Consider the following 24613-nt stretch of genomic DNA (forward strand, 5'->3'; position numbering starts at 1 on the left):
GCAATTCCATGACAGGCTCCTTGGCAGGTAAGCCGCTGGCTCGCGCAGACGGTGGCTTGCTGACGGTCAAAACAAAAAATGCGGCCTGGGCCGCATGTGCACGCTCGGCGCCGCTCAGGCTGCCTTGCGTTCGTAGAACGTGACCGGGATCGGGTGAGCGTGATGCTCGACACCGCACCGGCTTGCGCAGACGCCTTGCTCGGCCATGAGGTCGCGTACGGACTCCTCGCACTTGCCGCAGCACGTGGCCACGCCGAGTTCGAACTGGAGTTCATCGAAAGAGTGGACGCCCTCGGCGAGGGACGCGCGAATCTTGCGATCGGAAACAGACTTGCACACGCAGACGATCATGATGAGTTGCGATAGCTAACGTTAATGCGAATTATTATCATTAATTTTGCAGACGTTGACAAGCCTGGGTCCGGCTTTTTTTAAGGTCATCGGACCCTTGAAACGGCTGGGGCGGCGGAACTGCGGCGGGAGCGGGCCTGCGGGCCCGCGTCAGGCGGTCGCGCAGGCGCGCGCGTTCGGCGAGGAAATGGTGACGGATTCGACCGGCGCATCGAGGCCGAGCAGCGTCGACGCGAGGGCGCGCAGTTGCACGCCGTCGCTCGTCGAGCAGAAGCGGGGCGGCGCGGCCTGGGTGCCGGCCGGCGCGCGCAGGCCGCGTTCGTCGAGCACCCGGGCGAGCTGGCGCGCGATGGCGTCGCTCGTGTCGACGATCGTCAGGCGATCGCCAACAAGGTCACGAATCGTTTCCGTGAAGAACGGGTAGTGCGTGCAGCCGAGCACCAGCGTATCGGCGCCGTCGTCGAGCATCGGCTGCAGGTAACGCTCGAGCAACGCACGTAGGGCGGGTGAGTTCGTGTCGCCGCGTTCGATCGCCTCGACGAGCCCGTGGCCGGGCTGGCAGATGAAGCGGCGGCCGGCGCCGTAGCGATCCAGCAGCGCCCGGAAGCGCGGGCTGTTCAGTGTCGATTGCGTGGCGAGGACACCGGCGACGCCGGTCGCGGACAGCGCGGCGGCCGGCTTGATGCCCGGCTCGACGCCGACGAGCGGAATCGCCAGGCGTTCGCGGATGGCCGCGATCGCACGTGCGGTTGCCGTGTTGCACGCGATGACGAGCGCCTTCGCGCCTTCGCGCGCGAGCCATTCGCCGATCGCCAGCGTGCGCTCGGTAATGAACGCTTCGTCGCGCGGGCCATACGGCGCGTGATGCGAATCGGCGACGTAGACGAACGATTCCCCGGGCAGGTGCGCACGCACGGCGCGCAGCACCGACAGGCCGCCGAGCCCCGAGTCGAAGATGCCGACAGGGGCGGCGGGGCGGACCCCGGAGGCGACTGGCTGGTGCGTCATCGTCATGCGGACGGCAAGGTGGCGATGCGGCCGGTTACTCGGCCGAGCCCATCATCGTTTGCTGGTAGTTCTGCAGGCCGACCTTGCCGATCAGGTCGATCTGCGTTTCCAGCCAGTCGATGTGTTCTTCGGTGTCGTCGAGGATCTTTTCGAAGATCTCGCGCGACACGTAGTCGCGAACCGATTCGCAGTAGGCGATCGCTTCCTTGCAGGTGGACTGCGAGATCTGCTCGAGCTTCAGGTCGCACTTCAGGATCTCTTCGGTTTCCTCGCCGACGAGCAGCTTGTGCAGGTCCTGCAGGTTCGGCAGGCCGTCGAGCATGAACACGCGCTCGATCAGCCAGTCGGCGTGCTTCATCTCGCCGATCGACTCGTCGTACTCGTGCTTGCCGAGCTTGTCGAGACCCCAGTGCTTGTACATGCGGGCATGCAGGAAGTACTGGTTGATCGCCGTGAGTTCGTTCTTCAGTTGGGCGTTCAGGTATTCGATGACTTTCTTGTCGCCTTGCATGGCTGTTCCTTGTTCAGTGGGGCTTCAGAAACCGAACGATAATCGCTCGAACGAGAAAAGCCAAGCCTCGAAGCCTTATCTGGCCTGCCTTTTGCGTGTAATGAGAATCAGCCTCGAACAACCGGCCGTACACAATAATGAGAACGAGAAGCAAAAAGGCCGGACGTCCGTCCGGCCTTTCGTTCGATCGCCCTTAAGCGGTAGCGACCGGGATCTTGCCGATCTTCGCCTGCCACTCCTTCGGACCGGTCTGGTGCACCGACGTGCCCGACGAATCGACGGCGACCGTCACCGGCATGTCCTGCACGTCGAACTCGTAGATCGCTTCCATGCCGAGGTCTTCGAACGCGAGCACCTTCGCGCCGCGGATCGCCTTCGACACGAGGTAGGCCGCCCCGCCGACCGCCATCAGGTACGCAGCCTTGTGCTTCTTGATCGCATCGATCGCGACCGGGCCGCGCTCGGCCTTGCCGACCATCGAGATCAGGCCCGTCTGCGCGAGCATCGTCTCGGTGAACTTGTCCATGCGCGTGGCCGTCGTCGGGCCGGCCGGGCCGACCACTTCGTCACGCACCGGATCGACCGGGCCGACGTAGTAGATCACGCGGTTCGTGAAGTCGACCGGCAGCTTCTCGCCCTTCGCGAGCATGTCGGCGATGCGCTTGTGCGCGGCGTCGCGGCCGGTGAGCATCTTGCCCGACAGCAGCAGCGTCTGGCCCGGCGTCCAGCTCGCGACTTCTTCCGGCGTCAGCGTGTTCAGGTCGACGCGCTTGCTCGTTTCCGTGTTCGGCTCCCACTGCACCTTCGGCCAGGCGTCGAGCGACGGCGCTTCGAGCTTGGCCGGGCCCGACCCGTCGAGCACGAAGTGCGCGTGGCGCGTGGCCGCGCAGTTCGGGATCAGCGCGACCGGCTTCGAGGCCGCGTGCGTCGGTGCCGCCATGATCTTCACGTCCAGCACGGTCGCGAGACCGCCGAGGCCCTGCGCGCCGATACCGAGCGCGTTGACCTTCTCGTGCAGTTCGACGCGCAGTTCCTCGACCCAGTCCTTCGGGCCGCGCGCGATGATTTCCTGGATGTCGATCGGCTCCATCAGCGATTCCTTCGCCATCAGCATCGCCTTCTCGGCCGTGCCGCCGATGCCGATCCCGAGCATGCCCGGCGGGCACCAGCCCGCGCCCATCGTCGGGACCGTCTTCAGCACCCAGTCGACGATCGAATCGGACGGATTGAGCATCACGAACTTCGACTTGTTCTCCGAGCCGCCGCCCTTCGCCGCGACCTGCACGTCGACCTTGTCGCCCGGCACGATCTCGTAGTGGATCACGGCCGGCGTGTTGTCCTTCGTGTTCTTGCGGGCGCCTTCCGGCGGATTGACGATCGACGCGCGCAGCACGTTGTCCGGGTGCGTGTAACCGCGGCGCACGCCTTCGTTGATCATGTCGGTGAGGCCCATCGTCGCGCCGTCCCAGCGCACGTCCATGCCGACCTTCACGAAGATCGTTACGATGCCGGTGTCCTGGCAGATCGGGCGCTTGCCTTCCGCGCACATGCGGCTGTTCGTGAGGATCTGCGCGATCGCATCCTTCGCGGCCGGGCTCTCTTCCAGCTCGTACGCGCGGCCGAGGGCCTGGATGTAGTCGAGCGGGTGGTAGTAGCTGATGTACTGCAGCGAATCCGCGATGCTCTGGATCAGGTCTTCCTGTTTGATGACGGTCATGGCTGAGACTCTGTGGGGACAGTGGGGAATGCGTTTATGCGTTGGCGGCTGCTTCGGCCGGCTTGCGGGACGCGGGCACGGCGCTCGCGTGCGGCGCGTGCGTCTCGTGGAAATGGGCCGGGTGCGTGTGCGTCGTCAGGCGGTCGACCCACGCCATCACGAGCGCCGACACGAGGAACGACACGTGGATGATCACCTGCCACATGATCGCGTGCGTCGTGTGCTGGTCGGGGTTGATGAAGGTCTTCAGCAGGTGGATCGACGAAATGCTGATCAGCGCCATCGACAGCTTGACCTTCAGCACGCCCGCGTTCACGTGGTCGAGCCATTCGGGTTCGTCGGGGTGGCCCTCGATGCCGAGGCGCGACACGAACGTTTCGTATCCGCCGACGATCACCATGATCAGCAGGTTCGAGATCATCACCACGTCGATCAGGCCGAGCACCGCGAGCATCACGCTGATCTCGTCGAGACCGGCCGCATGCGACAGCAGGTGCCAGACTTCCTTCAGGAACAGGAACACGTAGACGGCCTGCGCGACGATCAGGCCGAGGTAAAGCGGAACCTGGAGCCAGCGGCTCATGAAAATCAGCGCGGGAAGCGGGCGAAGCGGGCGGCGGGCCGGGTGGCCGGGCGAATGCGGGGCGGACATGATGGAGGTACGGGCGCGGTGCGCAGGTATCGGGGGTAATCTTGAAAAGGCGCGCTATTGTAACGCGTCGGCCGGCGCGACTGCAGCGACGCGCCGGGTCTGCCGGGGACGGATCAGGACGCGGCGGCCGGCACGCGTTTCACGCGCAGGCTCGCGAGCACGATGCCGGTGACCACGCAGGCGAGCGCGACGCCGTGTGCGAGCGTCGGGCGCTCGCCGAGGAACGCGATGCCGTATGCGGCCGCGGCGATCGGCAGCACCGCGCTGAACACGCCGGCGAGGCTGCCCGGCACGTGCCGGATGCCTTTCATCCACAGCCAGAACGAGAAGATGCTGGCCGACAGGCCATACCAGACGACGAGCGCCCAGGTGCCGGCCGGCACGCTCGCGTAATCGAAATGCCACAGCGCGGTCGCGCCGAGCGGCAGCATCAGGAACAGGCCGAACAGGTGCGTGTACGCGCAGATGTCGATCGGCGCGAGCGTCTGCGTGAGCCGGCGCGACAGGATCACGTAGATCGATTCGCAGCACACGGCGCCGAGGATCAGCAGGTTGCCGGTCAGCGAGCCGGACGCGTCGCCGTGGCCGTCATGCCCGGCCGCGCCGCCGTTGGCGAGGTTGATCGTGACGACGCCGGCGATCGCGAGCGCGATCGACAAGAGCGCACGGCCGTTCGGTTTTTCACGCAGGATCAGCCATGCGAACAGCGCGACGATCGCCGGGATCGTGCTCGTGATCACGCCGGCCGCGACCGCGCTCGTGCGCTGCACGCCGTTGAGCATCAGCAGCGTAAACATGAAGGTGCCGAAGAACGCCTGCAGGAACAGGTTCAGCCATTCGCCGCGCTTGACCGCGCGCATCTTCACGGGGCTGAACAGCGGCCACAGGACGGCGATCGCGATCACGAAGCGCAGCGTGGCGAGGATCGCGACGGGAACGAATGCGACGATAGATTTACCGATACCGACGTTGCTGCCGACGAACAGCATCGACAGGATGAGGAAGAGGGCGTAGCGATTCAAGCTGGAATCCGGAAGGCGAGTTCAGTTAGGATTGTAGGGTCGCGGTTGTAACAGCGTAAAGCCGACCGTCATGCGGTGCCGCCCGGTGTGCGAAACGGCCATGCCGCGTAAGTGACGGGTAAGTTCGGGCGCTTATCGTGGAAACCGTCGGGCCGCCCGTTCACGTTCGCGTGATGTGGTGCGGTGCAGCATCGTGCGCAGCCTTCGTGGCCGCGTGCGGGTGGGTAGGAGACAGCGGCGCGCATGCGCCGGCCAAGACACGTGCGGCGCGCACGATCGCGCCGCCAGAGGATTCATGTTCACCAAGGGGTAGTCGATGTCTGCGATTGAATCGGTTCTTCACGAAACCCGTCAGTTCCCGCCGCCCGCGGCGCTCGAGAAGGCGGCGACCATTTCCGGCATGCCGGCCTATCGCGCGCTCGCCGCCGAGGCCGAGCAGGATTACGAAGGCTTCTGGGCGCGTCTCGCGCGCGAGGGCCTCACGTGGCACAAGCCGTTCTCGAAGGTGCTCGACGAGAGCAATGCGCCGTTCTACAAGTGGTTCGACGACGGCGAGCTGAACGCGTCGTACAACTGTCTCGACCGTCACGTCGAAGCCGGCAACGGCGAGCGCGTCGCGGTGATCTTCGAGGCCGACGACGGCACCGTCACGCGCGTCACCTATGCGGATCTGCTGGCGCGCGTGTCGCGCTTCGCGAATGCGCTGAAGAAACGCGGGATCGGCAAGGGCGACCGCGTCGTCATCTATATTCCGATGTCGATCGAAGGCATCGTCGCGATGCAGGCGTGCGCGCGCATCGGCGCGACGCACTCGGTCGTGTTCGGCGGCTTCTCCGCGAAATCGCTGAACGAGCGGCTCGTCGACGTCGGCGCGGTCGCGCTGATCACGGCCGACGAGCAGGCGCGCGGCGGCAAGACGCTGCCGCTCAAGAGCATTGCCGACGAGGCGCTCGCGCTGGGCGGCTGCGAAGCGGTGAAGAGCGTGATCGTCTATCGCCGCACCGGCGGCAAGATCGACTGGCATGCCGGCCGCGACCTGTGGATGCACGAACTGACCGACGGCGAGTCCGACACCTGCGAGCCGGAATGGGTCGGCGCCGAGCACCCGCTGTTCATCCTGTATACGTCGGGCTCGACCGGCAAGCCGAAGGGCGTGCAGCACAGCACGGGCGGCTACCTGCTGTGGGCCGCGCAGACGATGAAGTGGACCTTCGACTGGAAACCGACCGACGTGTTCTGGTGCACGGCCGACATCGGCTGGGTCACGGGCCACACGTACATCACGTACGGCCCGCTCGCATGCGGCGGCACGCAGGTCGTGTTCGAAGGCGTGCCGACCTACCCGGACGCCGGCCGCTTCTGGAAGATGATCGGCGATCACAAGGTCACCGTGTTCTACACCGCGCCGACCGCGATCCGTTCGCTGATCAAGGCGGCCGAAGCCGACGACAAGGTGCATCCGAAGAGCTACGACCTGTCGAGCCTGCGCATCATCGGCACGGTCGGCGAGCCGATCAATCCGGAAGCGTGGATGTGGTATCACAAGCACGTCGGCCAGGAGCGCTGCCCGATCGTCGATACGTGGTGGCAAACCGAAACCGGCGGCCACATGATCACGCCGCTGCCGGGCGCGACGCCGACCGTGCCCGGTTCGTGCACGCTGCCGCTGCCGGGCATCATGGCCGCGGTGGTCGACGAGACGGGCCAGGACGTGCCGAACGGGCAGGGCGGCATCCTCGTCGTCAAGCGCCCGTGGCCCGCGATGATCCGCACGATCTGGGGCGACCCGGAACGCTTCAAGAAGAGCTACTACCCGGAAGAACTCGGCGGCACGTTGTACCTTGCCGGCGACGGCACCGTGCGCGACAAGGACACCGGCTACTTCACGATCATGGGCCGGATCGACGACGTGCTGAACGTGTCGGGTCACCGGCTCGGCACGATGGAGATCGAATCGGCGCTGGTCTCGCACGAGCTCGTGGCCGAGGCCGCCGTGGTCGGCCGCCCGGACGACACGACGGGCGAGGCGGTCGTCGCGTTCGTCGTGCTCAAGCGTGCGCGTCCGGAAGGCGACGAAGCCGCGGCGCTCGCGAAGACGCTGCGCGACTGGGTCGGCAAGCAGATCGGGCCGATCGCGAAGCCGAAGGACATCCGCTTCGGCGACAACCTGCCGAAGACGCGTTCGGGCAAGATCATGCGGCGCCTGCTGCGCTCGCTCGCGAAGGGCGAGGCGATCACGCAGGATACGTCCACGCTCGAGAATCCGGCCATCCTCGAGCAGCTCGCCGAAGTGCGCTGATCGTACCGGCTGCGCGTCTCGCGCACGAGCCCCTGCGCGGCAATCCCGATTGCCCGCGCAGGGGCTTTTTGCTACATAACGGCATGACTGTTCCGACCCGTTCGGCGCCTGCGGCGCCACCGCCCGTTCCCGAGCCGCTCGCGCGTGCCCACGCGCGCTACTGGCGCTTCAACGTCGCGCTGATCGCGGTGCTGATGGCGATCGGTTTCGCGGTGTCGTTCATCGTGCCGTTCTTCGGGCCCGCGCTCGCCGCGGTCCGTTTCGCCGGCTTCAGCCTGCCGTTCTATGTCGGCGCGCAGGGCGCGATTCTCGTGTACCTCGTGCTGATCGTCGTCTACATCGGGCTGATGCAGCGCGCGGACCGCACGCTGCGCCGCGCGTACGACGATCATGCGGCGCGCTCCGGCATCGCGAACGGCGGCGGGCGCTGACCCATGCTGACGCATCGACTGATCCGCGCATACGCGCTCTATACGCTGGGGTTTCTCGGGTTCGTGCTGCTGATGTGGCGGATCGAGCGCGCGACCGGTTCGGGCGTCTGGATCGGCTATGTGTTCCTGTTCGTGCCGATCGCCGTGTATGCGGTGATCGGGCTGCTGTCGCGCACGTCCGATCTCGTCGAGTACTACGTGGCCGGGCGGCGCGTGCCGTCCGCGTTCAACGGGATGGCGACGGCGGCCGACTGGCTGTCGGCCGCGTCGTTCATCGGCCTGGCCGGCTCGCTCTACGCGACCGGCTACGACGCGCTCGCGTACATGATGGGCTGGACGGGCGGCTTCTGCCTCGTCGCGTTCCTGCTCGCGCCGTATGTGCGCAAGCTCGCGCGCTACACGATTCCCGATTTTCTCGGCACGCGCTTCTCGAGCACGGCCGTGCGCGCGCTCGCGGCCGGCGCGGCGATCCTGTGTTCGTTCGTGTATCTGGTCGCGCAGATCCAGGGGATCGGCCTGATCGCGACGCGCTTCATCGGCGTCGATTTCGCGATCGGGATCTTCTGCGGGCTCGCCGGCATTCTCGTGTGCTCGTTTCTCGGCGGGATGCGTGCGGTCACGTGGACGCAGGTCGCGCAGTACATCATCCTGATCAGCGCGATCCTGATCCCGGTGTCGCTGATCGCGATGAAGAACGGGCTCGGACCCGTGCCGCAATTCAATTACGGCAAGCTGATGGAGCGCGTCGCGGCGCGCGAGGCGCAGGTGCGCGAGGCGTCCGACGAGCAGCGGGTACGCGACGCGTACCGCCGGCAGGCCGCGGAGATCCAGACGCGGCTCGACCGGCTGCCGTCGTCGTATGCGGACGCGCGCCGGCATCTGGTCGACCAACTGGCCGACCTGCGACGCCATAACGGGCCGCTGCGCGAGATCAGCCTGCGCGAGCGCGAACTGGCGGACTTCCCGCGCGACCCGGCAGCGGCGCGCGTCGCGTGGACGCAGGCGCGCGACGACCTGCTGGCGCGCGCCGAGCCGCCCGTGCCGATGCACGAGCCGTTTCCGGCTGCAAGCGACGACGAACGCAAGCCGCGCGAGCGCAATTTTCTCGCGCTGCTGCTGTGCCTGTCGCTCGGCACCGCGAGCCTGCCGCACATCCTGACGCGCTACAACACGACGACCTCCGTCGCATCGGCACGACGCTCGGTCGGCTGGACGCTGTTCTTCATCGCGCTGTTCTACCTGAGCGTGCCGGTGCTCGCGGTGCTGATCAAGTACGAGATCCTTGCGAACCTCGTCGGACGGCCGTTCGCGGAATTGCCGGCGTGGGTCACGCAATGGCATCACTTCGAACCGGACCTGATCAGCGTCGTCGAGGTGATTCGCGACGGGATCGTGCACTGGTCGGAAATCCAGATGCAGCCGGACATGGTCGTGCTGGCCGCGCCGGAGATCGCGGGGTTACCGTACGTCGTGTCGGGGCTGATCGCGGCCGGTGCGCTGGCCGCGGCGCTGTCGACCGCGGACGGGCTGCTGCTGACGATCGCGAACGCGCTGTCGCACGACGTGTATTACTGCATGGTCGCACCCGATGCATCGAGCCAGCGGCGCGTGACGATCTCGAAGGTGCTGCTGCTCGGCGTCGCGCTGTTTGCGTCGTATGTCGCGTCGCTCAATACGGGGAAGATCCTGTTTCTGGTCGGCGCCGCGTTTTCGCTGGCGGCGTCGAGCTTTTTTCCGGTGCTGGTGCTCGGGGTGTTCTGGAAGCGCACGACGACGCGCGGGGCGATCGCGGGGATGGTGACGGGGTTGGCGGTGTGCGTGTACTACATCGTGTCGACGTATCCGTATTTCACGCAGTTGACCGGGTTCGCGGGGCGCACATGGTTCGGGATCGAGCCGATCAGTTCGGGCGTGTTCGGCGTGCCGGCGGGGTTTGCGGTGGCGATCGCGGTGAGTCTGTGCGACAAGCGGCCGGATGAGTATACGCGGGCGTTGGTGGATTACATTCGGCATCCGTGAGGCGGGAAGGGGGGCGATGCATGGCGTGCCGGCGCGCCAAGTTGAAAAGCCTCTGATTCCTGGGGCAATCAGGGGGCTTCGCGTATTTCTGTCGGAGAGAGGCGGATTCGCCCAGACAGCGCGGGCAAGCCGAACGATCGGCTTGCTTTTCTCCCCGGAAACGAAAATGCCCGCTGGCGCGGGCATCGAATTCTGGCGGAGAGAGGGGGATTCGAACCCCCGATAGGCGATTAACCTATACACGCTTTCCAGGCGTGCGACTTAAACCACTCATCCATCTCTCCGGAAGACCGAGAGTATAGCAAACTCTGGCGGCAGCCCGCCACTCTCTTCCGCACCCGTCAGAAATTCGTCGATCCATACCGAGCGCGCGTCGCCCGACGTCAGATCGTGACGAGCCGTACGACCTGTCGGCTACTTCGGACATGGACCGTCCCGGTTTGAAAGAATGTGAACTGTTGAGTCCGTTCGGACGCTTCGCAGAAAGGATTCTAAATCCTGTCAAAAAGCCGTCACCAATCCGACAAATTTGCTATGCTCGCCGAAAACCAGACGGGCGGCACTCCCAGGACGGACCAGCGGGCGTGATGGCTCGCCGAACAACGAAGTCAAACAAAATCCTGAGAGTCACGCTGTGAATACAGCCGAATTGCTACGCACGTTTGCGTCCGGGGTGGTCGATCAGAACAATCGGCCGGTTCGCATGAATTGGGGGCCTGCTCAGAAGACGCTCGAGCAGGTGCTTGCGCTCCAGTATGCCGATATCCGCGAAGGGTTGATGACGGGCATCGAGGGGCATCTGACCTGCGTGTCGGCACGGGCCGATCTTCCGATTCGCAGCTTCATCGGGCTGCCGGTCTCCGTCGAGATGACGACCGATCGCGGGCGTCTCCATACCATCAACGGCATTGTCACCGACGTTCGCACCGGCCAATCGGACGGTTCACTGACCTGCTACCAGCTGACGATTCGCGACGTGCTTTCCGTGATGGAGCGGCGGACCAATTCGCGGTTGTTTCGGTCGAAGAGCCTGCCCGACATCCTGGGTGTGCTGCTTCAGGAATGGCGCCAGCGCAGTTCGGCGCTCGCGGGCGCATTCGAGTTCGACTTGTCCGGCCTGCAAGCCGAGCGTTACCCCGCGCGTGAACTTACGCGGCAGGTCAACGAGTCGGACTCGCATTTCATCCGGCGGCTGTTGCGACGGGAGGGGGCGACCGTATTCGTCAAGGCGGGCAAGGCCGGCGAGCGGGCGAGCGGCAATGCGCACGACACGCCGGTTCATACACTCGTCTTTGCCGACGACTCGATGAAGTTGCCGGCGACGGCCGCCGGCACCATCCGCTACCACCGCGACGCCGCCACCGAAGCGCGCGACTCGATCACGCTGTGGGCGACGAGCCGCCGGTTGATCCCGGGCAAGATCGTCCGACCGACGTGGGACTACAAGAGCGGCCGGATGTCCCAGACCGAGCAGGCGACGATCGTCGATCAGGGCGACGGCGGCAACGACCTCGGGCATTTGCTGGCCGATGTCGTCATCGATATCCCGCACGCCGGGGATTCGTCGTCCGATCTCGACCGGATCGGCAAGGACCGGATGCTGGCGCATGAACTGCGTGCCGAATCCGTCGACGGCGTGAGCAATGTCCGTGATCTGGCCGTCGGTCACTGGTTTGCGCTCGCGGAGCATCCGCAACTCGATACGTTGCCGGCCGAACAGCGGCAGTTTGTCGTCACGTCGCTTCATCATTGCGTGCGGAACAACTTGCCGAAGGAACTGAACGAGCGCGCGCAATCGCTGTTCGCGGCAAGCCGCGTGCTGTTCGACGCGGTGCCGACCGACGTGAGTGGCAAGCCGGGCGACGAAAGCGATCGGCGCTACGAAAACACATTCTCGTGCGTGCGGCGCGGCGTGCCGCTGACGCCGGCCTACGATCCGCACGTCGACTTGCCGCCCGTGCATCCGATGACGGCCGTCGTCGTCGGCCCGGAGGGCGAGGAGGTGTTCTGCGATGAAATGGGCCGCATCCGCGTGCGGATCCAGGGACTGAGCGCGGACGATCATGCGCACGCGCAGGGCGCCGGTACGAGCGGCACGCCGTCCGACAGCGCGCCGGTGCGCGTCGCCTGCGCGCTCGCCGGGCCGAGTTTCGGCGCGAATACGTTGCCGCGCGTCGGCATGGAAGTGCTGATCGGCCATATCGGCGGCGATCCGGACCGGCTCGTCGTGATGGGCGTGCTGGCCAACGGGCCGAACATGCCGGCGACCTTCAGCCACACCGGCGCGCTGCCGGGAAACCGCTATCTTTCCGGCACGAAGACGAAGGAAATCAAAGGGCAGCGGTACAACCAGATCCGTTTCGACGATACGCCCGGACAGATCAGCAGCCAACTGGCGAGCGAGCATGCGTACAGTCAGCTGAACCTCGGCTATCTGACGCAGCCGCGCGACAACGGGCAAGGAGCGGCACGCGGCGAAGGCGCCGAATTGCGCAGCGATGCGCACGTGGCGATTCGAAGCGGCAAGGCGATGCTGATTTCGGCTTGGGAGCGGCTGCGCGCGAGTGACGGCCACCTCGCGCGGGACGAGTATCTGCAACTGATGCAGGAATGCGTCGAGCTGTTCAAGAGTCTCGGCGACTATGCGGGCCAGCATCAGGGCGTGGCGCCGGATACGCAGCCGCACGATGCACTCATGACCACGGTGAAAGGCTGGCCGAATGGCGAGGCGTCCGGCGGTGGTGAGTCGTCAGGCGCGTCGATGGCCGCGATCGGTATTACCGCGCCGGCCGGCATCAGCATGGCGACGCCGAAGACCGTGACGACCCATGCGGGCGGCAATATCGATGTCGTCGCGCAGAACCACCTGCAGTACACGAGCGGGCAGCGGATCAACCTGCAGGCCGGGCATGGCGTGGCAATGTTTGCGCACAGTGAGGGCGTGTCGGCGATCGCCAACCAGGGGAAAGTGGCGCTGCAGAGCCAGAACGACGACACGCAAATCGATTCGGCGAAGAACATCCAGATGTCGGCGGGCGGCGGCAAGCTCGCGGGCATGGCCAGCGAGCAGGTCGTGTTCGTGACGTCGGGCGGCGCGTATCTGAAGCTGCATGGCGGCGATATCGAGCTCGGATGTCCGGGGAGTTTCACCGTCAAGTCCGCGTCGCATACGTGGGCCGGGCCGGCGAGCATGAGCGCCGATTTTCCGAAGTTCGACCAGGGCTCGCTGGGGCGGGTGCCGAAGCTGGTCCGGGCCACGGACGGGCAGCCGGTCGAGGGCATGGAAGCCGAGGTGCGAAAGGCGTCGGGCGAATTGATCAAGGGGAAGACCGACGCGCAAGGCAAGCTCGCGCCGGTCAGCAGCGACCAGTTCGAACAATTGGCGGTTCGCTTCTTCAAGTCGAGAACCTGAGTTGAGTCTTCCAGAAAAACAACATGTTCAACTACAACTTTGCGCAAAGCCCGGGCGGGCAACCGTCGACGGACGAACCGTCGCAGACTTCGGTGGGCGGTGGACTGGGGACGACGCTATTCAACCGCAACGACCTCGAGTGCGTGATGCAGATGCCGCTGCCGGGCGTCGTCATTTTCGTGCACGGGGTCAATTCGGAAGGGGAATGGTTCAAGGAGGCCGAGAAGGGGCTGTGTGCCGGATTGAACCGGCGCATGGGGCGTTATGACGATCAGCTGTTCCATTGGGGGCCGGTGGCCGGGCAGATGACACCGGTCAGCTATATCGAAAGCCTGACGCCAGACGGTTTCCTGAATCCGGACATGTCGTCGAAGACGTACATCAAGCCCGATCCGTCCTTTTCGCCCGTCATCCACTTTCGGTGGGGCTATGCCGCGAATGCGGAGGAGCTGAAGGAGTATGGCGACAAGATCATGCTCAACGAAAGGAATTACTGGGGCGGTGGCCCGTTCGCGGGCGGGTGTTCGAGTCTGCCGGATCTGTGGAACGACGGATTGAACGATCGGCTTTTTCTGTGGCTGACCGTCCAGCACATGAATGGCATCGGCAATCGAAAGATCTACTCCACGCCACCGCGCACTTACGGTGTGCTTGGCGCACTGCGGCTTGCACGTCTGGTCGAGTCGATCCGCAAGCGACAGGCCGACGCGCCGGTCACGATCGTTTGCCACAGCCAAGGAAACATGATCGGCCTTGCCGCAGCGTTTCTCGGTGACCGGTTGCCAGAGGTGACGGATCAGTGGGGCAAGAAAGGGCGCTGCGTCGCCGACACCTATGTTCTCGCCAATCCCCCGTACAGTCTCGTCGAGGCCAACATGACCGACTCATGGGCCCAGCGCGGGGTGCGCGACAAGAACGGGCACGTGGGGCGCGAGACCTATGTCGCGCGCAAGGAAACGCTGAGGGAGTACTTCGATATCCTGCGTGCCCGGGCCGATCTCGAGATGCCCGCGGAGGATCTCGATCGCGCAATGGAAAACGCAAGGCCGTCGAAGAACGGGGGCAAGCCGTATAGCGCAGCCAAGGACCGGGAGGCACATGGGCTGTATCAGAAAAACACCTACGGGAGAGTGACGCTGTACTGTTGTCCGCACGATCAGGTCATTTCTGCCCTGACCGTTCAGGGAATCGGCTGGCGCGGGATGAGTGTCGACGACATCAGTGCGACGAACGCGTGGGGTGTTTTTTCGCAACGCGTGTTTGCATCGAATTTCGAGGTCGGTGGAGAGAACAAGCTCTATCGGTATTGGCAGGATGACTGGCGCAAGGACAAGAACCAGAAGGAGGGTTTCTGGTATCCGCCATCACCACCTGCGCGGTATGGTCTTGGGCGAGGCACGCATTCCAATGAAGGGTGGATCGCGAAGTTTTTCACGATTGCAACGAGCCCGGCCCTCTACCTGTTCAATTTGACGAACATGGCGGTCAATGCCGATCCACCGAAAAATTGGGAAATCCCGATTACCGCACCGATGCTCGATAAGGAAACGCGCTTCCTCCCGCAGGCGTTCCGCTATGGCAAACCATCGGGCGCTCGCGATGCGCAAGGGAAACCGATTGAGGAAGGGTGCTTCAACGAGGGTTACGATCCGCCGTCGGCTGGGCGTGACGCCACCAAGGAGAACAAGCGGGATGACGATCCATACGACACCTTCGACGCCAAGTCGGAAAAGTTCGCGACCGAGGGTGACGCGCTGAAAGCGCAGGGCGATGCCGCATCCGAAGCTGCGCAGCGATACGAGGATCATTCCATTCTCCGGATGGAAGCGAGAAGGTTGAACAAGCGCGACTGGGTTGATGAAAATGGAGTTGTTGTTGGGGAGGACCGCCCTGCGGATGCAAGCGAAGGTTACAAGAAATGGAGAAACAAAGAGATATTCGACATACTGAATGGCGGGGATAAGAATAATCCTACCAATCATTCAACTATCATGACGAATGGTGAGCATGCGGAAAAGGCTTTGGCTTACGATATTGCTATTGGGCTTTGCTATCTGACGGAGGGCGACTTTGCAGATATCAGAAAGCAGGCGGATTGGCGATTTTTGAATGGATTGGTGAGGGATGGTCAAAATGAATTATTTGCGGAATATATAAAAAAGGGAAAATATAAGGACATGTTCTTGCATAAGTGGGTTAAAAATGATCCGGTTGCAAGCATGCCCGAAAAAATCTACGACGAGCGTGATGGAGGATTTTTCCTGCGGTTGGGGAGTGTGCTATGAAGGTGATTGTTGCCACCTGGCAGCGGCGATTTGGATTGGCGATTTTCGTCATGCTGTTGGCTGCGATCGTGTTGTATGCAACGATGACGCTGCCAAGTAGTGCATCTGCCGAAAACTCAAGTGCAGGAGATCTGATGAAGAGAATGGTGCTGGTTCCTGGATTGGTGGCTGTGTTGGTATTTGTGTTTTCGACCATGTTTGCGACGTCGAGTGCCGCAGCTGCGACGCCACGCGCCGTGGGCGACGCTGAACCAAAAAGTGATTCGGTGAAGCCCTTTGTGGCACAGGTCGTTGGCCTTGAATGGCTCAACCCTCTGCAACGCCGGGATTATCCGACGGAATGGCAGTTGTTATGGACGTTGGGCCTCGTTTCTGCGAACAAGAATGATGATATGGTGCGCGCCAACCCTAAAAAGTACTCTGCCGTTCAAGCGATCTCAATCATCGCGGATGGCAGCTCTGGACGTGAATCATTTGGTGGATTTTACGAGAAATATATCGACGAGTTGCTCGTTTTGTTCCGGACCAGATATTTTGCAAATTCCAATTATTTCTACACCGTAAAGCCTGGTGATAGAAGTGGATGGCGTGAGTTGGCTGGTGTGCATGTTGAATTAGCAATTCCTGGTGGCCGTCTTGATCCCATCAAGGCAAAGACGTATTTGCGTGATCAAATAATCAGCACGTTCGAGATCGGAAATTCATCGGCAAAAGACCTGTGGAGCCACGACACACCGCCGGATGTGCACGTGACATCGGGCCAGGGAAATGCCGGTTTCACGTCGCTGAACGCGGCGCTGGACTATCTGGCCGCCCACCCCGACAAAAGCGCGTGGGTGATGAACTGGGATGCGCCCAGCTTTCCGCCGAACGACGAACAGATCAACGAGAACATGGTGGTGCTGTTCCTTGCCGGCCCCGACCTGAAGACCGAGCGTGAACCGCTAGCCTGGATCGGCAAGGCTGCACGAAGCAACGTCAAGGATTTCGAGGCGAAGCAAGGCGCGAGCCGCGCGGTGCAGGCATGGAAGTCGACGATCGATACGGCGGCGAGTAATGCAGGCGTGCCGGTGTCGTCGCTGAATTACGTCGTGCATGACGCGGGCAAGGGCAGCGATGCTGCATCGACACGTATTGCCTCACTGTCGCAGACGCTGACGGAAGTCCTGCCGGAATACGATTTCCGCACGCAGACCTTCAATACATCGGCGTTGCTCGGTGACATGGGCGCCGGCGCGGCGCTGACCGATGTGGCGCTGGCGATCGGCCGAGCGAATCACCTCGGTGGAAATGTGCTCGTAGCCGGAACGACCGACACCGAGCATCCGACGGCAGTCGTCGTCGTCGCGCCTTCGAAGCTGACGCCCATCGACGCCGGCAAGGACTGGTTCCGCGCACGCGGCGAGAACAACGCGTACTTGCCGTGGTGGGGGCGCCGTCATGACGCGCGTCCAGCATCGCAAGGCTATTCGGAATAAGGAGCGCGCATGCGCGGAATCATTCGAGTCGGCGACGCAACGAGCCACGGCGGTCAGGTCGTGACCGGCAGCGCGGTCAGCGAAGTGATGGGGCGGCCGGTCGCCCGGCTCGGTGATACGTGTGTCTGTCCGATCGCGGGCCATCAGGCCTGCTTTATCGCCGAAGGCGATCCGCAGGTCATCGTCGACGGGAAACCGGCCGCATTCGATGGTCACAAAACGTCGTGTGGCGCGACGCTGATTTCGAGTCTGGCGTCGTCCGGACGGGAATGAATTGCCAACCCGGCGCTCTGGATTGGCCGGTTCGATCGGGAGTATTCATGCGCTGCCTCACTCTTGCAAGATGCACCGGGTGCATCTCGATCGTCATGGCGACACTCTTGTCCGGCTCGCCGTTGCAGGCCGAGATTAGTACCGCACCGGCACAATCTGCCGGAGGTGCGTCCACTGCGCCGTTTGTTCCCCAGGTTGTCGGACTTAAATGGCTCAATCCGCTCCAACGCCGTGACTATCCGACAGAGTGGCAATTGCTCTGGACACTCGGGTTGGTGAAGCCGAACATCAACGACGATATGGTCCGGACGCGCCCGGAAGCGGTATCTATCGTCGCGGACGGCAACCGGGGAAGTGAGACGTTTTCCGGGTTCTATGAAAAGTACGTCGACAAACTTCTGTTCCTCTTTCGAGTGCGATATTTCACGATTGAGGACTACTTCTATACCGTCAGTGCGAGAGCGCGGCGGAAATAGAGGGAACTGGCTGGCATGCGAGTCGAGTTGGCTATTCCCAGTAGGCTGGCCCCTGAACTGGCAGCGTCATACCTGCAGGATCATGTGGTCAACATCTTCGAAATCGGCAACCCCTCCGCAAAAAATCTATGGAGCCGCGACACGCCGCCCGATGTACACGTGACGTCGGGTCAGGGCAATGCCGGCTTTACGTCGCTGAACGCCGCACTGGACTATCTGGCGGCACATCCAGACAAAAGTGCCTGGGTGATGAACTGGGACGCGCCGAACTTCCCACCGCAGGACGAACAGCTCAACGAGAATATGGTAGTGCTGTTCCTCGCCGGCCCGGATCTGAAGACCGAGCGTGAGCCGCTGGCATGGATCGGTAAAGCCGCGCGAAGCAACATCGGGGATTTCGAGGCGAAACAAGGCGCGAGCGGCGTGAGCCACACGGCACAGGCATGGAAGTCGACGATCGATGCGGCGGCGAACAATGCGGGTGTGACGATGTCGTCAGTGAATTTCATCGTGCACGACGCAGGCAAGGGCAGTGACGCTGCATCGACACGGATTGCGTCACTGTCGCAGGCATTGGCGGAAGTGCGGCCGGAATACGATTTCCGTACGCAGTCCTTCAATACGTCGGCGTTGCTCGGCGACATGGGGGCCGGCGCGGCGTTGACCGACGTGGCGCTGGCCATCGGTCGTGCGAATCATCTCGGCGGAAATGTACTCGTGGCCGGAACGACCGATACCGAGCACCCGACGGCAGTGGTCGTTGTGGCGCCTTCAAAACTTACGCCGATCGACGCGGGCAAGGACTGGTTCCGCGCGCGCGGCGGAAACAACGCGTATTTGCCTTGGTGGGGGCGTCGCCATGATGCGCGTCCGGCGTCCCAAGGCTTTTCGGGGTAAGGCCGACGCAGGACGACCGCCACAGTACGGCCGCATGTCGCCATATCGTCCGGTACACCGATTGATGAGTCCCGGCAGCGATCGCGATGATGTAAAGCATTCTGTAACAATCAGCGGAATGGTGGTGCGCAATTCTTTCAAAATACTTTCCATATTTCTGGTTATCTGCGCATCTAGAGAAATCCCGGCTGCCGTCCCATCAAGGCATCTGTCTTCACTTCACCAGAAACGTCATCGGGAATTCCATCACGTACATTACAAAATGTATTGTGATTGAAAGGATTTCGTCTCTTGACGCGCCGCACTGTCGCCATTTATTGTCCGTCTGCCGCCCGTGAGAGAGCACGACGGCAACCGCGCATGTGCACGTTGCGCGCACGACAACACGCAGCAAAAAGCAGAAAAGGAAACGTGGTAGCCACATGAAGCCGCTATTCGACGACAACCCATCCGATGCGGTCAGCGATCGTCCTTCCACTCCGTCTTCGTCACCTGCCGCCGTGCCAGCCGCAGCCATACCGGCCGCCCGCCCGGCGGAGAACGCCCGCCTGATCACCGTCGACGAGATCGACCAGCTCGGCGCGACGCAGGGCACGCGGATCGCCGCCTTCTCCCAGCAGATTCTGGCGAGCGTCCGCGCATCGGATGCCGACCGGTTCGGCGACAAACTCAACGAACTGATCGTGACCGCGAAGGGGCTCGACCCGCGCGGCGCCGACAAGGGCGGGCTGCTCACGCAGGTGACGCGGCTGTTCCGCTCGACGAAGGAAAAGCTGCTGTCGCAATACGAGTCGGTGAGCAAGCGGATGGACACGCTCGTCGTCGAGCTCGAAAACCATGCGCAGCGGCAGAAGGCCGGCATCGACGAGCTCGAGCGGATGTACAACGACAACTACGCGCTGCACCAGGAACTCGCGCAGTCGAAGGCGCACGGCGAAACGGCGCTCGCGACGCTGCGCGCGCATCTCGCGGCTGGCCAGCAGCCGGCGGACGATGCGTTCGCCGCGCAACGCCTGCTCGACGTGAAGCGCAAGGTCGATGCACTCGAAAGCAAGCTCGACGACCTCGACCGCGCGATGCTGATGTCGAAGCAGCTCGCGCCGCAGATCCGGATGGAGCAGGACCAGAAACGTACGCTGACGTCGAAGTTCATGACGATCAAGACCGTGCTGATCCCCGCGTGGACCAACGCGTTCGCGCTCTACCTCGAACAGCTCGGCACGAAGCGCGCGGCGGCGCTCGCGAACGCGACGTACGACGCGGCCGACGAGGCGATCCGCGCGCAGGCCGACCTGAACCGCCAGAACGCGCAGGAAGTCGCGAAGCTCGGCCAGCGTCCGGTGATCTCGACCGACACGTTCGAATACGCGCAGCAGCAGCTGTTCGGCGCGTTCGACGACATCACGCAGATCATCGCCGACGGCAAGCGTCAGCGCGAACAGGACGCGCCGCGCCTGCGTCAGATCGAACAGGACCTGATCACCCGATTCGCTCCGAAGCACAACTAAGAGAACTGAGAGAACACCGCATGATTACGCTTGAGAAGCGCGCGGCGAAGGTCGCGATCGTCCTTGAAAAACGCCAGATCCTGAAGCCGCCCGTCGTGCGTGTCGGCGCGGCGCTCGACATCTCGGGCTCCGCGAAGCCGCTGTACCAGTCGGGCGTGATCCAGGAGACGCACGACCGGATCCTCGGCATCGCACTGAAGTTCGACGACAACGGCGAAGTCGACACGTGGACCTTCACCGAAGGCTACGACCGCCTGCCGACCGCCACGCCGGAGAACTACGGCTCGTACATCTCCGATCACGTGCTCGACGCGCGGATCGAGAAGTGGGGCGGCACGCAGTACGCGCCGGTCATGAACGACATCGTCGATTTCTTCTTCCGTGCGCCGGAGCCGAAGCGCGAAGCAAGGCGCGGCTTCCTGAGCCGGCTGTTCGGCAGTGCAGACGAGACGTCCGCGCCGGCCGCCTCCGCCCCGGCGAACGGCCATCTGCCCGCGTGGGTGCTGTTCGTCACCGACGGCCAGAACCCGAAGAACGACCGCAAGCGCGTGCGCCAGCTGCTGGTCGAGTCGCAGCACTTCCCGCTGTACTGGTCGCTCGTCGGCGTCGGCGATCCGCGCGAATTCGACTTCCTCGCGGAAGTCGCGAACGAAATGCCGAACGTCGGCTTCCTGCATCTCGAATCGCTCGACCTCAGCGACGAACAGATCTACGAACAGCTGATCACGCAGGAATTCTGCGACTGGGTGCGCGCGAAGTAAGCGCGGCCCGCCTGCCCATTTTTTCAGAACTCGATTACCCCATCATGTTGAAAGACTTCAAGATCCCGTTGTCGCTCACGGCGCTCGCGCTGATCGCGGCCTACTTCCTCGGCGGCGTGAAGGACATGCTGATCGTCGCGGTCCTGTGCGTGCTCGAAATTTCGCTGTCGCTCGACAACGCGGTCGTCAACGCATCGGTGCTCAAGAACTGGTCGGAGAAGTGGCGCAACCGCTTCATGGTGTTCGGCCTGCCGGTCGCGGTGTTCGGCATGCGGCTCGTGTTCCCGCTGCTGATCGTCGCGGTGATCGGCCACATCGGGATGTGGGATGCGCTGACGCTCGCGATCGAGTCGCCCGAGCAGTACGCGGCGATCCTGACTTCCGCGCATCACCAGGTGTCGGCATTCGGCGGCGCGTTCCTGCTGATGGTGTTCTTCAAGTTCATGCTCGACACCGAGAAGGACGAGCACTGGATCGGCTTCCTCGAAGGCCCGATGCGCCATCTCGGCCGCATCACCGCGCTGGAAGTGGCGCTGACGCTCGCGATCGTGATCGTCGCGTCGTTCTACGTGCCGGCGGCCGAGCAGGTCAGCTTCCTGCTCGCGGGCGCGCTGGGCGTGATCAGCTTCGTGATCGCGCACGGCATCGGCGACCTGATCGGCGGCGAGGATACGGGCACGCGCGTGGTACGCGAAGGCGTCGCGGGCTTCATGTACCTGGAAGTGCTCGATTCGTCGTTCAGCTTCGACGGCGTGATCGGCGCGTTCGCGCTGTCGAACAACATCTTCCTGATCGCGCTCGGCCTGGGTGTCGGTGCAGCCTACATCCGGGAGATGACGCTGGTGCTGCTGAAGAAGGGCACGCTCGCGCAGTACCGCTATCTCGAACACGGCGCGTTCTGGGCGATCGGTGCGCTCGCCGCGATCATGTTCCTCGGCGTGAAGCTCGAGGTGCCCGAGGTCGTCACCGGCTTGATCGGTGCAGCGACGATCGCCGCCGCCGTGTGGTCGTCGATCGTCGTGCAGCGCAGGGAAGGCCGCACCGCGGTGGCGGGCAAATAAGCGCGCGTCACGCGCGACACGAACACCATCAACGAAGGGCCGCACCATGCGGCCCGACATCGCCGCCGGCGCAACGGCGGTTCCAGCAGAAGAGGTTCAGATGATCAATTTGTCGAAAGGCGGTCGCGTCAACCTGTCGAAGGAAGCGCCCGGCACGCAGAAATTCCGCATCGGTCTCGGTTGGGACGCGAACGCGACGGACACGGGCACGGATTTCGATCTCGACGTGTCGGTGTTCCTGTGCAAGTACGACGCGCAGAGCAATCCGAAGCTGATCTCGGATCGGCACTTCGTGTTTTACAACAGCGAAGTGCGCACGATGGAGCGCAAGGAAACCTTCATCCAGCCGGGCGACGATTTTCCGAAACGCGGGATGCCCGCGTCGACGTGTCTGGGCGTCGTGCATAGCGGCGACAACCGCACGGGCAGCGGCGACGGCGACGACGAGGTGATCTTCATCGACATGACGAAGCTCGCGGCCGACGTCGAGGAAATCTCGGTGGTCGTGACGATCGACCAGGCCGAAGCGCGCCGACAGAATTTCGGGCAGGTGCACAACAGCTACATCCAGATCGCCGACGAGGTGACGGGCGCGGTGATCGCGAAGTATGCGCTCGAGGAAGACTTCTCGATGGAGACGTCGGTGCAGGTCGGCAGCTTCTATCGCCGCGACGGGCACTTCATGTTCAAGGCCGTCGGCGCCGGCTACAACCGCGGCCTCGGCGATTTCGTCCGCGCGTACGGTGGCGCGGTCTGACTGGCGGCAGCCCGGCGTGCGGAACACCGCGGCGCCGGGCAGGAAGCAGCGATGACGAATCCGTCCGACGAGCCGAAGCGGCTCGAGTTCGATACGACGCCCGAGCGCACGCCCGGGCGTCTTGCGTTCGACGCGCCGCCCGGTGCGCCGGCCGCGCGCGTGCCCGAGCGGCCCGCGCCGCAGGCGCTTGACTTCGGGCCGGCAGCCGCGGCCGACAAAGGCGCGCGCGTGCCGCCCGCCGATGCGGTCGGCCGCGCGCTGTTCGGCGAAGCGAACCACCCGCAGCTCGACGCGTGCTTCCGCGCCGCGCAGGCCAGCTTCCCGAATCTCTATCCCGACTACGCGCCGCGCATCGAGCGGCACATCCGGCAACTGGTGCCGCTGAAGCTCGCGACGGTCGCGACGATCGGCGACGGCGCGCTGGAGACGGCCGGCAATCTCGTCGAAGCCGTCGCGGCGGCGACGCGCGAATTCAACGAACTCGGCGCGGCCGACATGATGGCCGGGATGCTCGCGCAGGCAACGCGCAAGGCCGGCGTGTTCGAGCGCTGGTTCGGAGCGGCATCGGGGCATGTCGATTGCCGGGCGGCGATCGGCGCGCTCAAGCAGTCGCTCGGCTTCTTCCCGCGCCGCACCGAGGCGCTCGCCGCGCAGGTCCGTCAGGCGGAGGAAAACCTCGTCGTCGTGCTCGCGGCGCTGAGCGCGGTGTCGGACGTCGTGCGCGCGCCCGACGATGCGGGCGTCGAGCGCACGCTGTTCGACCGCCGCAACATCGTCGGGCAGGCCGTCCAGCAGATCCGGATGCAGCCGGCGCAACTGCGCGGACTCGACGAGCGTGTGACCGATCTGCTGTCGCGCGCCGATCACCTGATGAACGTCGTGCTGCCGGCGGCGCTTGCCGCGCGGCCGCAGCGCTGAGCAAACGGCGCCGTGTGGCCATGTGCGTTGCGGCGCATGCGGCCGCTGCCGGGGTCGTGCTGCGTCTCGCGGTTTCGCGCACGGCGGCGCGAGTCTGCTATCTTCCCGGGCATTCGATCGCTTTCCCGCCGACTCTCCATGACTGACCGCATCGTCGCCGCATTCGATTTCGACGGCACCATCACGACTACCGACAGCTTTCGTCATTTCGTCCGCTACGCGGTCGGCACGCCGCGCTTCGCATGGGCCGGGCTGCGCGCGTTGCCGTGGATCGTCGCGATGAAGGCCGGGCTGCTGTCGCGCGGCGACGCAAAGGCGAAGTTCGCGTCGTTCGCATTCGGGCCGATCCGCGAGGGCGTGCTCGATGCGCAGGCGCGCACGTTCGTCGATACCTATCTGCCGGGCCTTGTGCGCGCGGAAATGCTCGAGCGCATCCGTGAGCATCGGGCGCGCGGACACGAAGTCGTGCTGGTCAGCGCGTCGCCGTCGCTGTATCTGGAGAAGTGGGCGAGGACGGCCGGCTTCGATGCGGTGCTCGCGACGCGGCTCGCGTTCGAGCACGGCACGTTCGCCGGGCGGCTCGACGGCGAGAACTGCTGGGGGCCGCAGAAGGTCGTGCGGCTGCGCGGGTGGTGGGGCAACCGGCCGCCGAAGCAGCTGTTCGCGTATGGCGACAGCCGCGGCGACAAGGAAATGGCCGAACTCGCGAACTGGTCGTGGATCCGCGGGCAGGGGCCGATGCCGCCGATCGGCGATTGAGGGCGCGCGCCGGCGGCG

The 24613-nt window shown here is 64.0% G+C and carries 19 protein-coding genes, 1 tRNA gene and 1 pseudogene; 14 read left to right on the forward strand and 7 right to left on the reverse strand.

Annotation, left to right across the window (positions count from 1 at the left end; translation table 11 throughout):
* Positions 1-114: 114 nt before the first annotated feature.
* The 6 genes from AC0KUR_RS34605 to AC0KUR_RS34630 form a co-directional block, all read right to left on the reverse strand.
* Positions 115-351, reverse strand: coding sequence for a (2Fe-2S)-binding protein (locus tag AC0KUR_RS34605; RefSeq protein WP_034190359.1), 237 nt, complete (start codon positions 349-351; stop codon positions 115-117).
* A gap of 150 nt (positions 352-501) precedes the next feature.
* Positions 502-1365 carry a glutamate racemase gene (gene murI, locus AC0KUR_RS34610; protein WP_376698818.1) on the reverse strand — a complete coding sequence of 288 codons (864 nt, stop codon included), beginning with the start codon at positions 1363-1365 and terminating at the stop codon, positions 502-504.
* Positions 1366-1393: 28 nt separating this feature from the next.
* On the reverse strand, positions 1394-1870 hold the full coding sequence (gene bfr, locus AC0KUR_RS34615) for a bacterioferritin (protein WP_006478315.1): 477 nt from the start codon (positions 1868-1870) through the stop codon (positions 1394-1396).
* A gap of 193 nt (positions 1871-2063) precedes the next feature.
* Positions 2064-3587, reverse strand: a complete 1524-nt coding sequence (locus AC0KUR_RS34620; protein ID WP_006478316.1) for a fumarate hydratase — start codon at positions 3585-3587, stop codon at positions 2064-2066.
* Between the two features lie 34 nt (positions 3588-3621).
* On the reverse strand, positions 3622-4239 hold the full coding sequence (locus tag AC0KUR_RS34625) for a TIGR00645 family protein (RefSeq protein WP_034190360.1): 618 nt from the start codon (positions 4237-4239) through the stop codon (positions 3622-3624).
* A gap of 113 nt (positions 4240-4352) precedes the next feature.
* The gene (locus tag AC0KUR_RS34630; protein ID WP_034190361.1) at positions 4353-5261 is read right to left on the reverse strand and encodes a DMT family transporter; all 909 of its coding nucleotides are present in this window, start codon (positions 5259-5261) and stop codon (positions 4353-4355) included.
* A 316-nt stretch (positions 5262-5577) separates the two neighbouring features.
* Between AC0KUR_RS34630 and acs the strand changes: the two genes are divergently transcribed.
* From acs to AC0KUR_RS34645, 3 genes are all read left to right on the forward strand, one after another.
* Positions 5578-7560 (forward strand): acetate--CoA ligase, encoded by a 1983-nt coding sequence (gene acs, locus AC0KUR_RS34635; RefSeq protein ID WP_059560137.1) that lies wholly within the window; start codon positions 5578-5580, stop codon positions 7558-7560.
* Positions 7561-7643: 83 nt separating this feature from the next.
* A complete protein-coding gene (locus tag AC0KUR_RS34640) occupies positions 7644-7991 on the forward strand; it encodes a DUF4212 domain-containing protein (RefSeq protein ID WP_059560139.1) in 348 nt (115 codons plus the stop codon).
* Positions 7992-7994: 3 nt separating this feature from the next.
* Positions 7995-10010 carry a sodium:solute symporter family protein gene (locus AC0KUR_RS34645; RefSeq protein ID WP_034190364.1) on the forward strand — a complete coding sequence of 672 codons (2016 nt, stop codon included), beginning with the start codon at positions 7995-7997 and terminating at the stop codon, positions 10008-10010.
* Positions 10011-10203: 193 nt separating this feature from the next.
* On the opposite strand, the gene AC0KUR_RS34650 is transcribed toward AC0KUR_RS34645, so the two are convergent.
* Positions 10204-10294 (reverse strand) — tRNA-Ser (locus AC0KUR_RS34650).
* A 350-nt stretch (positions 10295-10644) separates the two neighbouring features.
* Here AC0KUR_RS34650 and AC0KUR_RS34655 point away from each other — a divergent pair.
* The 11 genes and pseudogenes from AC0KUR_RS34655 to AC0KUR_RS34705 all read left to right on the forward strand — a co-directional run bounded on the left by AC0KUR_RS34655 (position 10645) and on the right by AC0KUR_RS34705 (position 24595).
* Complete coding sequence (locus AC0KUR_RS34655; protein ID WP_034190365.1) at positions 10645-13422, forward strand: type VI secretion system Vgr family protein; 2778 nt, start codon at positions 10645-10647, stop codon at positions 13420-13422.
* Positions 13423-13445: 23 nt separating this feature from the next.
* Positions 13446-15707, forward strand: coding sequence for a T6SS effector phospholipase Tle3 domain-containing protein (locus AC0KUR_RS34660; protein WP_473377139.1), 2262 nt, complete (start codon positions 13446-13448; stop codon positions 15705-15707).
* Positions 15704-17185 (forward strand): virulence factor, encoded by a 1482-nt coding sequence (locus tag AC0KUR_RS34665; protein WP_473377140.1) that lies wholly within the window; start codon positions 15704-15706, stop codon positions 17183-17185. Before AC0KUR_RS34660 ends, AC0KUR_RS34665 begins: the two co-directional genes overlap by 4 nt.
* Positions 17186-17194: 9 nt before the next feature.
* Positions 17195-17458 carry a PAAR domain-containing protein gene (locus tag AC0KUR_RS34670; RefSeq protein ID WP_027784933.1) on the forward strand — a complete coding sequence of 88 codons (264 nt, stop codon included), beginning with the start codon at positions 17195-17197 and terminating at the stop codon, positions 17456-17458.
* 47 nt (positions 17459-17505) lie between these two features.
* Positions 17506-18831: pseudogene (locus tag AC0KUR_RS34675) on the forward strand (virulence factor).
* Between the two features lie 422 nt (positions 18832-19253).
* A complete protein-coding gene (locus AC0KUR_RS34680; protein ID WP_059560147.1) occupies positions 19254-20339 on the forward strand; it encodes a toxic anion resistance protein in 1086 nt (361 codons plus the stop codon).
* 20 nt (positions 20340-20359) lie between these two features.
* On the forward strand, positions 20360-21100 hold the full coding sequence (locus AC0KUR_RS34685; protein ID WP_059560150.1) for a VWA domain-containing protein: 741 nt from the start codon (positions 20360-20362) through the stop codon (positions 21098-21100).
* A gap of 44 nt (positions 21101-21144) precedes the next feature.
* The gene (locus AC0KUR_RS34690) at positions 21145-22161 is read left to right on the forward strand and encodes a DUF475 domain-containing protein (protein ID WP_034190369.1); all 1017 of its coding nucleotides are present in this window, start codon (positions 21145-21147) and stop codon (positions 22159-22161) included.
* A 100-nt stretch (positions 22162-22261) separates the two neighbouring features.
* Positions 22262-22918 carry a TerD family protein gene (locus AC0KUR_RS34695; RefSeq protein ID WP_034190370.1) on the forward strand — a complete coding sequence of 219 codons (657 nt, stop codon included), beginning with the start codon at positions 22262-22264 and terminating at the stop codon, positions 22916-22918.
* Positions 22919-22969: 51 nt separating this feature from the next.
* A complete protein-coding gene (locus tag AC0KUR_RS34700; protein WP_473377141.1) occupies positions 22970-23836 on the forward strand; it encodes a hypothetical protein in 867 nt (288 codons plus the stop codon).
* A gap of 138 nt (positions 23837-23974) precedes the next feature.
* A complete protein-coding gene (locus AC0KUR_RS34705; protein ID WP_124610079.1) occupies positions 23975-24595 on the forward strand; it encodes an HAD family hydrolase in 621 nt (206 codons plus the stop codon).
* The last annotated feature ends 18 nt before the right edge of the window (positions 24596-24613 follow it).

This window comes from Burkholderia sp. YHN3-13 (genome assembly GCF_055810675.1).